The sequence below is a fragment of the Streptomyces sp. NPDC059743 genome, from assembly GCF_042732975.1.
Classification (GTDB): domain Bacteria; phylum Actinomycetota; class Actinomycetes; order Streptomycetales; family Streptomycetaceae; genus Streptomyces.
Genome location: NZ_JBHWGS010000004.1, coordinates 200,905 through 213,994 on the forward strand (window position 1 = coordinate 200,905; position 13,090 = coordinate 213,994).

The 13,090-nt window shown below is 70.2% G+C and carries 14 protein-coding genes; 6 read left to right on the forward strand and 8 right to left on the reverse strand.

The features are described from left to right. Positions 1-11 precede the first annotated feature (11 nt). Both ACFV6H_RS09145 and ACFV6H_RS09150 read left to right on the forward strand, forming a co-directional pair. A complete protein-coding gene (locus ACFV6H_RS09145; RefSeq protein WP_385540041.1) occupies positions 12-566 on the forward strand; it encodes an FMN-binding protein in 555 nt (184 codons plus the stop codon). Beyond that, positions 566-1,348 carry an FAD:protein FMN transferase gene (locus tag ACFV6H_RS09150; protein ID WP_384976503.1) on the forward strand — a complete coding sequence of 261 codons (783 nt, stop codon included), beginning with the start codon at positions 566-568 and terminating at the stop codon, positions 1,346-1,348. The genes ACFV6H_RS09145 and ACFV6H_RS09150 overlap by 1 nt, the downstream gene beginning before the upstream one ends. Positions 1,349-1,418: 70 nt before the next feature. On the opposite strand, the gene ACFV6H_RS09155 is transcribed toward ACFV6H_RS09150, so the two are convergent. The 7 genes from ACFV6H_RS09155 to ACFV6H_RS09185 all read right to left on the reverse strand — a co-directional run bounded on the left by ACFV6H_RS09155 (position 1,419) and on the right by ACFV6H_RS09185 (position 8,424). Further along, positions 1,419-1,955: an arginine repressor gene (locus ACFV6H_RS09155; RefSeq protein ID WP_093605035.1), complete on the reverse strand. Its 537-nt coding sequence runs from the start codon at positions 1,953-1,955 to the stop codon at positions 1,419-1,421. A gap of 7 nt (positions 1,956-1,962) precedes the next feature. Beyond that, complete coding sequence (locus tag ACFV6H_RS09160) at positions 1,963-3,162, reverse strand: acetylornithine transaminase (protein WP_385540044.1); 1,200 nt, start codon at positions 3,160-3,162, stop codon at positions 1,963-1,965. After that, positions 3,159-4,118 carry an acetylglutamate kinase gene (argB, locus tag ACFV6H_RS09165; protein WP_385540046.1) on the reverse strand — a complete coding sequence of 320 codons (960 nt, stop codon included), beginning with the start codon at positions 4,116-4,118 and terminating at the stop codon, positions 3,159-3,161. The genes ACFV6H_RS09160 and argB overlap by 4 nt, the downstream gene beginning before the upstream one ends. Further along, on the reverse strand, positions 4,115-5,296 hold the full coding sequence (argJ, locus tag ACFV6H_RS09170; protein WP_385540048.1) for a bifunctional glutamate N-acetyltransferase/amino-acid acetyltransferase ArgJ: 1,182 nt from the start codon (positions 5,294-5,296) through the stop codon (positions 4,115-4,117). The genes argB and argJ overlap by 4 nt, the downstream gene beginning before the upstream one ends. Beyond that, a complete protein-coding gene (argC, locus tag ACFV6H_RS09175) occupies positions 5,293-6,321 on the reverse strand; it encodes an N-acetyl-gamma-glutamyl-phosphate reductase (protein ID WP_385540050.1) in 1,029 nt (342 codons plus the stop codon). Before argC ends, argJ begins: the two co-directional genes overlap by 4 nt. A gap of 91 nt (positions 6,322-6,412) precedes the next feature. Next, complete coding sequence (locus ACFV6H_RS09180) at positions 6,413-7,318, reverse strand: polysaccharide deacetylase family protein (protein ID WP_385540052.1); 906 nt, start codon at positions 7,316-7,318, stop codon at positions 6,413-6,415. Between the two features lie 77 nt (positions 7,319-7,395). After that, positions 7,396-8,424: a hypothetical protein gene (locus tag ACFV6H_RS09185; RefSeq protein WP_385540054.1), complete on the reverse strand. Its 1,029-nt coding sequence runs from the start codon at positions 8,422-8,424 to the stop codon at positions 7,396-7,398. 101 nt (positions 8,425-8,525) lie between these two features. Between ACFV6H_RS09185 and ACFV6H_RS09190 the strand changes: the two genes are divergently transcribed. Next, positions 8,526-9,170, forward strand: coding sequence for a TetR/AcrR family transcriptional regulator (locus ACFV6H_RS09190; RefSeq protein WP_385540056.1), 645 nt, complete (start codon positions 8,526-8,528; stop codon positions 9,168-9,170). Here ACFV6H_RS09190 and ACFV6H_RS09195 read toward each other — a convergent pair. Further along, positions 9,167-10,162, reverse strand: a complete 996-nt coding sequence (locus tag ACFV6H_RS09195; protein WP_385540058.1) for an aldo/keto reductase — start codon at positions 10,160-10,162, stop codon at positions 9,167-9,169. The genes ACFV6H_RS09190 and ACFV6H_RS09195 overlap by 4 nt on opposite strands. A gap of 143 nt (positions 10,163-10,305) precedes the next feature. On the opposite strand from ACFV6H_RS09195, the gene ACFV6H_RS09200 reads away from it, so the two are divergent. The 3 genes from ACFV6H_RS09200 to ACFV6H_RS09210 all read left to right on the forward strand — a co-directional run bounded on the left by ACFV6H_RS09200 (position 10,306) and on the right by ACFV6H_RS09210 (position 13,061). Beyond that, positions 10,306-11,166 carry a helix-turn-helix transcriptional regulator gene (locus tag ACFV6H_RS09200; RefSeq protein WP_385540060.1) on the forward strand — a complete coding sequence of 287 codons (861 nt, stop codon included), beginning with the start codon at positions 10,306-10,308 and terminating at the stop codon, positions 11,164-11,166. 181 nt (positions 11,167-11,347) lie between these two features. After that, the gene (locus tag ACFV6H_RS09205; RefSeq protein ID WP_384777368.1) at positions 11,348-11,704 is read left to right on the forward strand and encodes a YciI family protein; all 357 of its coding nucleotides are present in this window, start codon (positions 11,348-11,350) and stop codon (positions 11,702-11,704) included. 97 nt (positions 11,705-11,801) lie between these two features. Then, the gene (locus tag ACFV6H_RS09210; RefSeq protein ID WP_385540062.1) at positions 11,802-13,061 is read left to right on the forward strand and encodes an RNA polymerase sigma factor; all 1,260 of its coding nucleotides are present in this window, start codon (positions 11,802-11,804) and stop codon (positions 13,059-13,061) included. Positions 13,062-13,090 lie beyond the last annotated feature (29 nt).

Genomic DNA, 13,090 nt, shown 5'->3' on the forward strand with positions numbered 1-13,090 from the left:
TGAGGCAGCCGGTGAAGAGGAAACATCCGCTCCGGCGGATCATGATCGGTGTCGCCGCGACCGCGTCGGGCGTGGTGCTGCTGCTCGCGCTGAAGCAGCCGGGCGGCTCGTCGGTGGCGGGCGCGACGGACACGGCCAGGGCCGGAGGCGGAGTGTCCGCCTCGGCGGGAGCGTCCGTACCCGATGGCGCATCTCCGGCGGGCGCGGGCGCGCCGTCAGGTACGGCGACGGACGCGGCGACGGGTGCGGGAACACAGCCGGAAACGGATGCTGGTACGGGTGCCGACAGCGGCGCGGGCTCGGGCGCGCGGACCGTGCTCGGGGACGCTGTGGACACCCAGTACGGTCCGGTCCAGGTACAGATCACCGTCAGCGGCGGCAGGATCACCAAGGCCGAGACGGTCCAGATCCCAGGCGGCAGCATTTCCGCCAACGCCGTCCCTCGTCTCAACGAGGCCGCCGTCACCGCGCAGAACGCCCGGATCGACGCCGTGTCCGGCGCCAGTTACACCAGCCAGGGATACCAGGACTCGCTTCAGAGCGCCCTCGACAAGGCAGGTGTCTGATGCCGTCGGAGGGCGGACGGCTGCGTCATGTCGAGGAGTCGATGGGCACGGTCTTCTCGTTCGACATCCGCGGTGTACGGGACGAGGACCGCGTCCGTGCCGGGCTGCGGGCGGCCGTGGCCTCGCTGCACCGCGTGGACGAGATCTTCTCGCCGTTCCGCGCGGACAGCCAGATCACCCGGCTGGGCCGCGGCGAGCTGGCGCTGTCCGAGTGCGCGGGCGAGGTCCGTGAGGTGCTGGAGCTGTGCGCGCAGGCGGAGCGGGAGAGCGAGGGCTGGTTCACGGCCCGGTACGCGGGCGGGCTCGATCCGACCGGTCTGGTGAAGGGCTGGGCGGTGGAGCGTGCGGCACGGATGCTCGTCTCGGCCGGAGCCTCCGCCGTATGTCTCAACGGCGGCGGCGACATCCAACTGGTGGGCGGGCCCTGGCGGGTGGGCATCACCGATCCGCTGCGCCCGGGCGGACTGGCCACGGTGATCGAGAGCGAGGGCACCTTGGGCGTGGCCACCTCGGGCCCTGCCGAGCGCGGCTGCCATGTGCTCGATCCTCGTACGGGCCGGCCACCGGTCCATGGACCGGCCTCGCTCACCGTGATCTGCCGAGGCGGACTGACCGTGGCCGACAGCCGGGCGACGGCCGCGTACGCCATGGGCCGACGGGCCCAGGAGTGGCTGGAGGGACTGGCGAACACCGAGGGCTTCGGCGTCACGGCCGACGGCGGCCGGTGGATGACCAGCGGCTTCGGCCGCTACACCGACTCCGTGGCCGAGGTGAACGCCTGACCCGACCGGCGCGCGCTTCCGGCTCCCCGGCCCCCGGTTCCTCGGATGCCGGCGCTGAACTGCCCGGCCCTCAGCGGTCGTTCTCGGCCAGTTTCAGCAGATGGTCCGCCAGCGCCTGGCCTCCGGCCGGATCGCGGCTGATCAGCATCAAGGTGTCGTCGCCCGCGATGGTGCCGAGGACGTCGTTCAACTCGGCCTGATCGATGGCCGAGGCGAGGAACTGGGCCGCGCCCGGAGGTGTGCGCAGGACGACGAGATTGGCCGAGGCCTCGGCGGAGATGAGCAGTTCACCGGCGAGTCGGCGCATCCGCTCCTCCTTCGCCGACTCGCCGAGCGGCGCGTGCGGAGTGCGGAAGCCGCCCTCGCTGGGGACCGCGTAGATCAGTTCGCCACCGGTGTTACGGATCTTCACCGCGCCCAGTTCGTCCAGGTCGCGGGAGAGCGTCGCCTGAGTGACGCTCAGCCCGTCGTCCCCGAGCAGTTTCGCCAACTGGCTCTGGGAGCGCACCGGCTGCCGGTTGAGAATGTCAACGATCCGGCGGTGGCGGGCGGTTCTGGTCTGCGGCACGGACGGCCCGCCGTGCTCGGTCCCCTGGGCCTCGGTCATCGTCGTCTCATTCCCCGGATCGTCCGTCCCCGTAAGCGCTGTCGAGGATGCCGGGCAGCGCCCGCAGCAGCGTGTCCACCTCGGCGTCGCCGATGATCAGCGGTGGCATCAGCCGTACGACGTCGGGAGCGGGCACGTTCACCAGGAATCCGGCATCCTGAGCCGCCTGCCGCGCCTGCGGCGCGAGCGGCTCGGTGAGCACGATACCCAGGAGCAGTCCGGAGCCGCGGACATGGGAGACCAGTGGATGGCCGAGCGCCTCGATTCCGTCGCGCAGCTTCTCGCCCAGCCGCTTCACCTGGTCGAGCAGACCGTCGGCCGCGAGCGTGTCCAGTACGGCGAGTCCGGCGGCGCAGGCGACCGGATTGCCGCCGAACGTCGTGCCGTGGTGGCCCGGCTTGAGCAGCTCGGCCGTCGGCCCGAAGGCGATCGTCGCGCCGAGCGGCAAACCGCCGCCGAGTCCCTTGGCGAGGGTGACGACATCGGGTTCGACGCCCTGGTGGGCCTGGTACTCGAACCAGTGGCCCGTACGGCCGACGCCCGTCTGCACCTCGTCCAGGACGAGCAGTGTGCCGGTGGCGCGGGTGATCTCGCGGGCCGCCTCCAGATAGCCCTTGGGCGGGACGACCACACCGTTCTCGCCCTGGATCGGCTCGATGATCACGAACGCCGTCTCCTCGGTCACCGCGGCACGGAGCGCGGCGGCATCTCCATACGGGACATGTGTCACGTCACCGGGCAGCGGCAGGAAGGGCTGCCGCTTGGGAGGCTGACCGGTGAGGGCGAGCGCGCCCATGGTGCGGCCGTGGAAGCCCCCGTCGGTGGCGACCATGTGCGGGCGGCCCGTCAACCGGCCGATCTTGAAGGCGGCTTCGTTCGCCTCGGCGCCGGAGTTGCAGAAGAACACCCGGCCCGGGCGGCCGAAGAGCTGGATCAGCCGCTCGGCGAGGGCGACGGGCTGCTCGGCGACGAAGAGGTTGGAGACATGGCCGAGGGAGGCGATCTGCCGGGAGACGGCCTCGACGACGGCGGGATGCGCGTGGCCCAGCGCGTTGACCGCGATACCGCCGACGAAGTCGGTGTACTCGGTGCCGTCCGCGTCCCAGACCTTGGCGCCCTCGCCTCGTACGAGAGACAGCCTCGGCGTGCCGTAGTTGTCCGCCATGACGCTCTGCCAGCGCTGCGAGAGCTCCTGGTTGCCGGTCATTTCGCTTCCTTTTCGCTCGCGTTGACTCCGTCGGGCACGTTGGCTCGCTCGGGCACGACGACCGGTGCGTCGGGCACGACCATCGTGCCGATGCCCGAGTCGGTGAAGATCTCCAGCAGGATCGAGTGCGGGACGCGGCCGTCGAGCACTCGCGCGGTCCTGACACCGTTGCGTACGGCGTGCAGACAGCCCTCCATCTTCGGCACCATGCCGCTGGAGAGCTCGGGCAGCAGCTTCTCCAGCTCGGTGGCGGTGAGTCGGCTGATCACGTCGTCGCTGTTGGGCCAGTCCTCGTAGAGCCCTTCGACATCGGTGAGGACCATCAGCGTCTCGGCGCCCAGTGCGGCGGCGAGCGCGGCGGCTGCGGTGTCGGCGTTGACGTTGTAGACATGTCCGTCGTCGGCGCTGCGCGCGATGGAGGAGATGACCGGGATCCGGCCGTCGCCGAGCAGCGCCTCTATGGCGCCGGTGTCGATCGCGGTGATCTCGCCGACCCGGCCGATGTCGACCAGCTCTCCGTCGATCCGCGGCCGGTGCCGGGTCGCGGACATGGTGTGCGCGTCCTCGCCGGTCATACCGACGGCGAGCGGGCCGTGCTGGTTGAGCAGTCCGACCAGCTCGCGCTGGACCTGACCGGCCAGCACCATCCGTACGACGTCCATCGCCTCCGGTGTGGTGACGCGCAGTCCGGCCTTGAACTCGCTGACCAGACCGTGCCGGTCGAGCTGGGCGTTGATCTGGGGCCCGCCGCCGTGCACGACGACGGGCTTGAGGCCGGCCTGCCGCAGAAAGACGACGTCCTGGGCGAAGGCGGCCTTGAGATCCTCGTCGACCATGGCGTTGCCGCCGAACTTGATGACGACGGTCTTGCCGTTGTGCCGTGTGAGCCAGGGCAGCGCCTCGATGAGGATCTGCGCCTTGGGCAGCGCGGTGTGCTTACGGGCGGGCGCGGTCATGAGCTGTACGCGCTGTTCTCGTGGACGTACTCGGCGGTGAGGTCGTTGGTCCAGATGACCGCGGAGTCCGTGCCGGCGGCGAGATCGGCGGTGATCTGTACCTCGCGGTAGCGCATGTCGACCAGATCCCGGTTCTGGCCGACGGCGCCGTTGCGGCAGACCCAGATGCCGTTGATGGCGACATTGAGCTCGTCGGGCTCGAAGGCGGCGCCGGTGGTGCCGATGGCGGAGAGCACCCGGCCCCAGTTGGGATCCTCGCCGTGGAGGGCGCACTTGAGGAGGTTGTTACGGGCGATGGAGCGGCCCACCTCGACGGCGTCGTCCTCGGTCGCGGCGTTGATCACCTCGATCCGGATGTCCTTGGAGGCGCCCTCGGCGTCGCCGATGAGCTGACGTGCCAGATCGGCGCAGACCGTACGGACGGCCTCGGCGAACTCCTCGTACGCGGGCGTCACGGCGGACGCGCCCGAGGCGAGCAGCAGCACGGTGTCGTTGGTGGACATACAGCCGTCGGAGTCGACGCGGTCGAAGGTGGTGCGGGTGGCCGCGCGCAGCGCGCTGTCCAGGGCGGGCGCCTCGATGTCGGCGTCGGTGGTGAGGACGACGAGCATGGTGGCGAGGCCCGGTGCGAGCATGCCCGCGCCCTTGGCCATACCGCCCACGGTCCAGCCGTCGCCGCCCACGACGGCGGTCTTGTGGACGGTGTCGGTGGTCTTGATGGCGATGGCGGCCTTCTCGCCGCCGTGCTCGGACAGCTCGGCGGCGGCCTTCTCGATGCCGGGCAGCAGCTTGTCCATGGGGAGCGGCAGACCGATGAGACCGGTGGAGGCGACGGCGATCTCACCGGCGCTGTGTTCGCCGTTCCCGGGCGTGCCGATGCCGCTGTTGAGGACCTCGGCGACTTTCTCGGCGGTGGCGTGGGTGTCCTGGAAGCCCTGCGGGCCCGTACAGGCGTTGGCGCCACCGGAGTTGAGGACGACGGCGCCGACCTCGCCGCTCTTGAGGACCTGCTCGGACCAGAGGACGGGCGCGGCCTTGACGCGGTTGGAGGTGAAGACACCGGCGGCGGCGCGGCGCGGACCGTTGTTGACCACGAGGGCCAGGTCCGGGTTGCCGTTCTCCTTGATTCCGGCGGCGATGCCCGCTGCCGTGAATCCCTGCGCTGCGGTGACGCTCAAGGTGCCACTCCGATCGTGGAAAGTCCGGTGTCCTCGGGGAGTCCGAGGGCGATGTTCATGCTCTGCACCGCGCCACCGGCGGTGCCCTTGGTCAGGTTGTCGATGGCGCTGATCGCGATGATGCGGCCCGCGGCCTCGTCGTGGGCGACCTGGATCTGTACGGCGTTGGAACCGTAGACGGACGCCGTGGCGGGCCACTGTCCTTCGGGCAGCAGATGGACGAAGGGCTCGTCGGCGAAGGCCTTCTCGTAGGCGTCCCGTACGTCCTGCGGCGTCGTGCCCGGCTTCGCCTTGACGGAGCAGGTGGCGAGGATGCCGCGGGGCATGGGGGCGAGGGTGGGCGTGAAGGAGACGGTGACCGGCTCTCCCGCGGCCTCGCTGAGGTTCTGGATCATCTCCGGGGTGTGCCGGTGGCCGCCGCCGACGCCGTACGGGCTCATGGAGCCCATCACCTCGGAGCCGAGGAGATGCGGCTTGGCCGTCCGGCCGGCGCCGGAGGTGCCGGAGGCGGCGGTGATCACGGCCTCGGGCTCGGCCAGGCCCGCCGTATACGCCGGGAAGAGCGCGAGCGAGACAGCGGTGGGATAGCAGCCGGGCACCGCGACACGCCTGGACCCCTCCAGCGCGGCGCGGGCGCCCGGCAGTTCGGGAAGCCCGTAGGGCCAGGTCCCGGCATGGGCGGAACCGTAGAACCGCTCCCAGTCGGCGGCGTCCTTCAGCCGGAAGTCGGCGCCCATGTCGATGACGAGCACCTCGTCCCCGAGCTGCTCGGCGACGGCGGCGGACTGCCCGTGCGGCAGCGCGAGAAACACCACATCATGCCCCGCGAGCACCTCGGCACCGGTCGCCTCCAGCACCCGCTCCCCGAGCGGCACCAGATGCGGCTGAAGCCCTCCGAGCCGCTGCCCGGCATTGGAATTCCCGGTGAGAGCCCCGATCTCCACCCCGGGATGACCGAGCAGCAGCCGCAGCAGTTCCCCGCCGGCGTACCCACTCGCTCCTGCCACTGCCGCGCGTACAGTCATGGAAAGTCCTCCTCAGCGATGGCATGACTATACGTTCCTCCGCAGCTTTATGCAATGACAGGGCCGTGCTCTGACCGAGTCGGCTGCCTGATCAGCCGGAGTGCGCACCGCGCCGGGACCAGACCTGCTGGACGGCCCGGTAGTCGATCACGGTAATTCCCTCCTGCCGGAGCAGATCGCGGGCCGATGGCGAGGTGAGGAACTCGAAGTCGGACCGGCGCACGCGCCAACCGTCAGGTTCGATCACTCGCGCCTCCTCACCTCCCAGACCTGGATGCACCGCCCACTCGCTGAGGCCGGCCGGCAGGTCGCGGAGCAGCTCGGCATAGCGGTCCGCCTTGCCGTCGAGGCCGAGCGAGAAGCTGTCCAGGAAGTCGTGGTCAGTGACCGGCAGGCCCTGCCGGCGGGCCTTCCGACGTCCTGGTTCGAGCCAGACCCGCACCGCCAGGCCGTATTCCCCGGCCAGCGCCATGGTCAGGTCGAGGATGTCATCGCGTCCGCCGTCCGCCAGGCAGTGGAAATCCAGGTGGAACGGTGTCAGACCGACGTCGGCCACAGCGTCTATCTGAGCGCGGAACTCCAGCTCGACCTCGTCAAGACGGGCCTGACCGAGGAGTTGGGCCCGCTGGTCGGGCACAGGGAGGAACAGTTCGCCCGCCTTGTCCAGCAGCGAGGGCACCTTGTCCTTCGCGGCCACCGGCGCCCACCGGTAGTGGGCCGTGTCGCAGACCAGTGTCAGATGGATCCCGAACTGGATCTCCGGCCGTCGGCGCAGCAAGTCCATGGCTTGTGACGCCCCCGGACACGGCACCATCAGGCTGCATGAACTGGCGATCCCTTCCTCGATCGAGTCGATGATCGCCGCGTTGATCGAGTGGTGCATCCCGAAGTCGTCGCAGTTGAGGATGAGCACTCGGGCGTCAGGAGGAAAACCCAGCAGCTCGCTCGACAGAACCGGGGAAGCAGCGACCGCAGGATCTGAGCGAGGTTCATTCATGCCCTCAGTCTGCCCACCCACCATCGGCCGGCCATCCATAGGTCGTGGTCACAGTGACTGAGTGGCCGGGTAGCAGGTCAGGCGCGGTAGTGGTCGGCCAGCACGGTGAACGCGGCCTTCGGTTCCCAGGGCATGTCGGGATAGGTGTCGCCCTGGCGGTTGCCGTCGAGGACCCTGACGATGCCGGGGCTGGCCAGGTCGAGGTCGTCGCGGGGATCGCCGTCGGGGCGGTGAGGGAAGTTGCCGAGCGCGAAGAGGAACGCGAAGGTGCTGTCGACGCCGCAGGCGTCGAAGATCTCCAGCAGCTCGCGCAGATAGGTGGCCTGGCCGGCCTCGTCGCGGGCGTATTCACCGTTGAGCCGGATCGGCGCGCCGGTATTCTTGTCGTACTCGACGATCTCCATAAAGCGACCGCCCAGATCGCCCGCGCCGCGATAGGCGGCGGTGCCGAACTCGGTGATCGCGACCGGCTTTCCCTGTGCGACGAGGGTGCGCACGCCCTCGGCGAACCGGTCGGCGACCTCGGCCGACCGGTACAGGTCCATGGACACGATGTCGAACATCGTCCAGTCGACGCGTTCGAGCGGCATGGCGGCGTAGGTGATCCTGCCGCCGAAGTGCTCACGTACGAGGAACACGGCCCTGCCGAGGAAGTCATTGACCTGTGCGCTGAGTTCGCCGACCCGCAGGTGCAGGCGATCCCGCTGGTTCAGCAGGAGCTCAAGCCGGTCTTCCTGGGTGTCGCCGGGCAGGAATCCCTTGTTCATCAGGCTCAGCTCGGCCCCGGTGACAAACACTACGTCGACTCCCCGCTGCCGCAGCCGCTCCGCCCGCTCGGCACAGTCGGCGAACAGCGCGAGCATCTGCTCGGTGGTCAGCTCAAGCGGGTAGGGCGAGAACCAGACCTCCAGGCCGAGGTCGGCGGCGCAGGCCGCGGCCAGCTCCAGCCGCTCCGGATCACCGCCGATGACGCGGACGGCGGTGCAGTGCAGGTCGTCACGGATGATGCCCAGCTCACGCCTGACCACGTCCAGGTCGAAGCGTTCACGGGAGATCTCTCCGCCGCGGACGAAGCCGGTGTCGTAGCTGATGCCCTTGGCACGCATAGGTCTGAACCTTCCTGCCGGGTACGAGGGTTCGAGAGTAAAAGCAAAAAATGCGTGCACGCAAGTTTGCGTGCACGCATGTGAGGTGGGATGCTGGCGCGGTGACGACACGACGAACCGGGTTGCGCGAGCGGAAGAAGCAGGCCACCCGGGTGGCGTTGCGGGAGGCGGCGCTGCGGTTGGCCCTGGAGCGTGGGCCGGACAACGTCCGCGTTGACGACATCGCGGAGGCCGCCGGGGTCTCGCCACGCACCTACAACAACTACTTCTCCAGTCGTGAGCAGGCGATCGTCGCCGCCGTCACCGCCGAACGGGAATCCCGGGTGGCGGCAGCGGTGGCCGCCCGGCCCGCCGGCGTCCGCCTCGCCGATGCCGTCATCGACGCGATCGTGGAGCAGTACACCGACCCGGGTGAACGCGATGGCGACGTGCTGCTGCTGATCACCACCACTCCGGCGCTGCGCGACACGTTCGTCGACACCGCCACCGCGATAGAACATCCGCTCACCGACGCGATCGCCGACCGCCTCGGCGATACCGGCCCGTACACCGCCCGCGTGCTCGCGGCGAGCGTGGCCGCCGCGGTTCATGTCGCACTCGAACGATGGGTACAGCCGGCCGCCGCGTCCCCCGTCGCCACGGCGCTCGTCGTCCCGGCCGGCTCACTGCCCGACCTGCTCCGCACCGCGCTCGCACCACTCACACCCGCCCTCGACGCGGCCGAAGGCGGCGGTGACTCCGCTTAGTTCCCTACGCCGAGGCCGGACATGAACGCGGACGGGTATCGGTCGCCGCGCGCCGCGCCCGGCGGGACTGCTTTCTCGATCTCGGCGAGGTCGTCCGCGGTGAGGTTCACCTCCATCGCGGGCAGCGCCTCGGCCAGCCGCTCGCGGGTGCGGGCGCCGACCAGCGGCACGATGTCCTCGCCCTGTGCGGCCACCCAAGCGATGGCCAGTTGGGCGACGGTGCAGCCCTTCGCCTCGGCGATCCGGCGCAGAGCTTCCACGAGGGCGAGGTTGTGTTCGACGTTTCCAGAAGAGAATCGGGGACTGTGGCTGCGGCCGTCGCCGGGGCCGGCGGTGTGCCCAAGCGTCCAGTGCCCGGAGATGAGACCGCGGCTGAGGACGCCGTACGCGGTCAGCCCGATGCCGAGCTCACGCAGCGTGGGCAGGACCTCCGCCTCGACCGCGCGAGAGATCAGCGAGTACTCGATCTGGAGGTCGGCGACGGGCTGCACGGCGTGCGCCCGGCGGATCGTCGCGGCGTCGACCTCCGAGAGGCCGAGGTGCCGTACGTATCCGGCGTCGATCATCTCCTTGACCGCGCCCACCGTCTCCTCGACCGGGACCGCCGGGTCCAGCCGGGCGGGACGGTAGATGTCGATATGGTCGGTGCCCAGCCGGTTCAGCGAGTAGGCCAGGAAGTTCTTCACCGCCTCGGGACGGGCGTCCATCCCGCCGAACTCGGCGCCCGGCCCCCGCAGCATGCCGAACTTGACGCTCAGCCGGTAGCTGTCCCGGTCCCGGCCGCGCAGCGCCTCGGCGAGCAGCAGCTCGTTGTGGCCCATCGCGTAGAAATCGCCGGTGTCGATCAGCGTGACGCCGGCCTCCAGCGCGGCGTGCACGGTGGCAATACTCTCCGCGCGGTCGGCCTCACCGTAGGCGCCCGACATTCCCATCGCGCCCAGGCCCAGCGCGGAAACGGCCGGGCCGGTGCTGCCCAGGGTTCGTGTCTGCATCACGTTCTCCTTCGTCGTCGGTCTGTCGCCCACTGTGTCTGTCACCCACTGTGTGTCCGCGGCGCGCCCTGCGGGAGCGGAGCGTTCATCATGGGAGAGCCGCTCCCTGGATCGGCCCGCCCGCCGCGAGGGACCATGGAGCCATGCAACGTGAGCAGCTCGCGGACTTCCTGCGCCGCCGTCGGGAGGCGATCCGCCCGGCCGAGGTCGGCATCACCGACGGCCCCCGCCGCCGCACCACCGGCCTGCGCCGGGAAGAGGTGGCCATGCTCGCCGGCATGTCGGTGGACTATGTCGTACGCCTGGAGCAGGGCCGCAGCAGCCAGCCCTCGACCCAGCTCCTGGGCGCGCTGGCCCGGGCGATGCGTCTCTCCGACGACGAGCGCGACCACTTGTTCCACCTGGCCGGCCACCAGCCACCGCCCGCCGACGGGCCGGCCCGCCTGGCCCGCGCCGGCCTGATCCGCATGCTCGATCTGCTCGGTGACACCCCGGCCCTGGTCCTGTCCGACCTGGGCGAGATCCTCGCCCAGAACCGGGCCGCCCTCCTGCTCACGGGCGACCACGCCGGCTTCACCGGCGACCGGCGCTATGTCGTGTACCGCTGGTTCACCGATCCCGCCGACCGCGCCGCCAGCCCGCCCGAGGAGCAGGAACGCCACGCCCGCCAGCTCGTGGCCGATCTGCGTGCGGCTGTCGGCCGCCGGTCCGGCGATCCCACGGTCACCGGACTCGTCGACCGGTTGCAGGCCGCGAGCACCGACTTCCGCCGGCTCTGGGCCGAGCACGAGGTCGCGGTCCGGCGCGCCGACCGCAAGACCCTGCTGCATCCGCAGGTCGGCAGCCTGCTGCTGGACTGCGAGACTCTGGTCACTCCCGACCAGGGCCAGCAGCTGCTGGTGCTCACCCCGGCGGACGCCGAGACCCGCGAGCGGCTGGAACTGCTGCGCGTACTCGGCACCCAGGAATTTCCCACCGGCGCGACGGACACGCCGCCACGGTGAAGCCGTAGAGCCGTGGAGCGGTAAAGCCGTAGAGCACTGACACCGTGACCGTGGCCCGCCGAGCCGAGGTGCGCGAAAAAACTTCGGGGAATTTCGGAGGAGCTGTCGATTCGGCCGGTGCCCGTTCGACGCACAGGTGAGAGGCGGGGAAAGGCCCCGCCCCTTCGACCGAGGAGTCACCATGCCGCGTTTTCTGACGTTGGTCCGCATCGATGAGCAGAACGTGTCCCCCGATGCGGCAGGCCCCGAGTTCGAGCAGCGGATGGGCGCGCTGTTCGAGGAGATCACCAAGGCCGGAGTCATGCTGGACACGGCCGGGCTCACGCCGACCGCCGACGGCACCCGGGTCACCTGGTCCGGCGGCAAGTTCAGCTACACCGACGGGCCCTTCACCGAGAGCAAGGAAGTCATCGGGGGCTACTCCATCACCCAGTGCAAGGACAAGGCCGAGGCGCTGGAGTGGGCCAAGCGGTTCCTGGAGATCCATCCGGAGCACTGGGAGATCACCGTCGAGGTCCGCGAGATCGTCGGGGGCTGATCCGAAGGCCGATCCGAGCGCTGGTCTGGGCGCTGGTCTGGGCGCTGATCTGGGCCGCGCTTGCTCCGTCGCCGTACGGCTGTTCTGATGGGTGGCTGTGACGGCGGCAAGCGCGACCGAGACGGTCGAAGCGGTGTTCAGGATCGAGTCCGCGCGGATCATCGCCGGTGTCGCCCGCATCGTACGGGACGTGGGCATCGCCGAGGAGCTCGCGCAGGACGCTCTGGTCGCCGCACTGGAGCAGTGGCCGGAGTCGGGCGTCCCGGACAGACCGGGCGCCTGGCTCATGGCCACCGCCAAGCACCGCGCCATCGATCTCGTCCGCCGCAAGGAGACATACGCGCGCAAGCTCGCCGAGGTCGGACGCGCCCTGGAGGACGTACCTCCGCCCGAGCCGCAGGACTCCGACGACATCGACGACGATCTGCTGCGGCTGATCTTCACCGCGTGCCATCCCGTGCTGTCCACGGAGGCCCGGATCGCTCTCACGCTGCGGTTGCTGGGCGGACTGACGACGGAGGAGATCGCCCGCGCCTTTCTGGCCTCGGAGCCGACGGTCGCCCAGCGCATCGTCCGCGCGAAACGGGCGCTCGCCAAGGCCGGGGTGCCCTTCGAGGTCCCGTACGGCTCCGACCGCGCCGCCCGGCTCTCGTCGGTCCTCGAAGTCATCTACCTGATCTTCAACGAGGGCTACTCCGCAACGGCCGGTGACGACCTCGTACGCCCGGCCCTGTGCGAGGACGCGCTGCGGCTGGCCCGTGTCCTGGCCGGTCTGATGCCCAGGGAGCCCGAGGTCCACGGTCTGGCGGCGCTGCTGGAGTTCCAGGCGTCCCGTATCGCGGCCCGCACGGGCCCCGACGGCCAGCCCGTGCTGCTCGCCGACCAGAACCGCGCCAAGTGGAACCGGCTGCTCATCCTCCGTGGCGTCGAGGCCCTGCACCGGGCCGGCGACGGCCCGTACTCCGTCCAGGCCGCGATCGCCGCGTGCCACGCGCGTACGGTCCGTTACGAGGACACGGACTGGAGGGCGATCGCCGCGCTGTACGGGCGGCTGCTGGCCCTGATCCCCTCCCCCGTGGTGGAGCTGAACCGCACGGTCGCCGTCTCGATGTCGGAGGGCCCGGCGGCCGGTCTGAAGCTGGTGGACGCCCTCGCCGAGGAACCGGCCCTGAAGGGCTACCACCTGCTGCCGAGCGTCCGAGGAGATCTGCTGGAGCGCCTCGGACGTGAGGAGGAGGCGCGCGCGGAGTTCGAACGGGCGGCGTCGCTGACCCGTAACGCGCGCGAGCGGGAACTGCTTCTGGAACGAGCTTCGCGCCACCGGGCCTCGCGCCACCGCCCTACGACCGGTCGGTAGGCCGTCAGGTCTCCAGGTTGTCAGGCCGC

Bases quoted from the DNA above. Each gene is read 5' to 3' on its own strand.
- ACFV6H_RS09155 (WP_093605035.1), bottom strand. From the start codon at position 1,955: ATGACCGAGGCCCAGGGGACCGAGCACGGCGGGCCGTCCGTGCCGCAG.
- ACFV6H_RS09150 (WP_384976503.1), top strand. From the start codon at position 566: ATGCCGTCGGAGGGCGGACGGCTGCGTCATGTCGAGGAGTCGATGGGC.
- ACFV6H_RS09185 (WP_385540054.1), bottom strand. From the start codon at position 8,424: ATGCGTGCCAAGGGCATCAGCTACGACACCGGCTTCGTCCGCGGCGGA.
- argC (WP_385540050.1), bottom strand. From the start codon at position 6,321: ATGACTGTACGCGCGGCAGTGGCAGGAGCGAGTGGGTACGCCGGCGGG.
- ACFV6H_RS09200 (WP_385540060.1), top strand. From the start codon at position 10,306: ATGCAACGTGAGCAGCTCGCGGACTTCCTGCGCCGCCGTCGGGAGGCG.
- ACFV6H_RS09180 (WP_385540052.1), bottom strand. From the start codon at position 7,318: ATGAATGAACCTCGCTCAGATCCTGCGGTCGCTGCTTCCCCGGTTCTG.
- ACFV6H_RS09160 (WP_385540044.1), bottom strand. From the start codon at position 3,162: ATGACCGGCAACCAGGAGCTCTCGCAGCGCTGGCAGAGCGTCATGGCG.
- ACFV6H_RS09195 (WP_385540058.1), bottom strand. From the start codon at position 10,162: ATGCAGACACGAACCCTGGGCAGCACCGGCCCGGCCGTTTCCGCGCTG.
- ACFV6H_RS09205 (WP_384777368.1), top strand. From the start codon at position 11,348: ATGCCGCGTTTTCTGACGTTGGTCCGCATCGATGAGCAGAACGTGTCC.
- argB (WP_385540046.1), bottom strand. From the start codon at position 4,118: ATGACCGCGCCCGCCCGTAAGCACACCGCGCTGCCCAAGGCGCAGATC.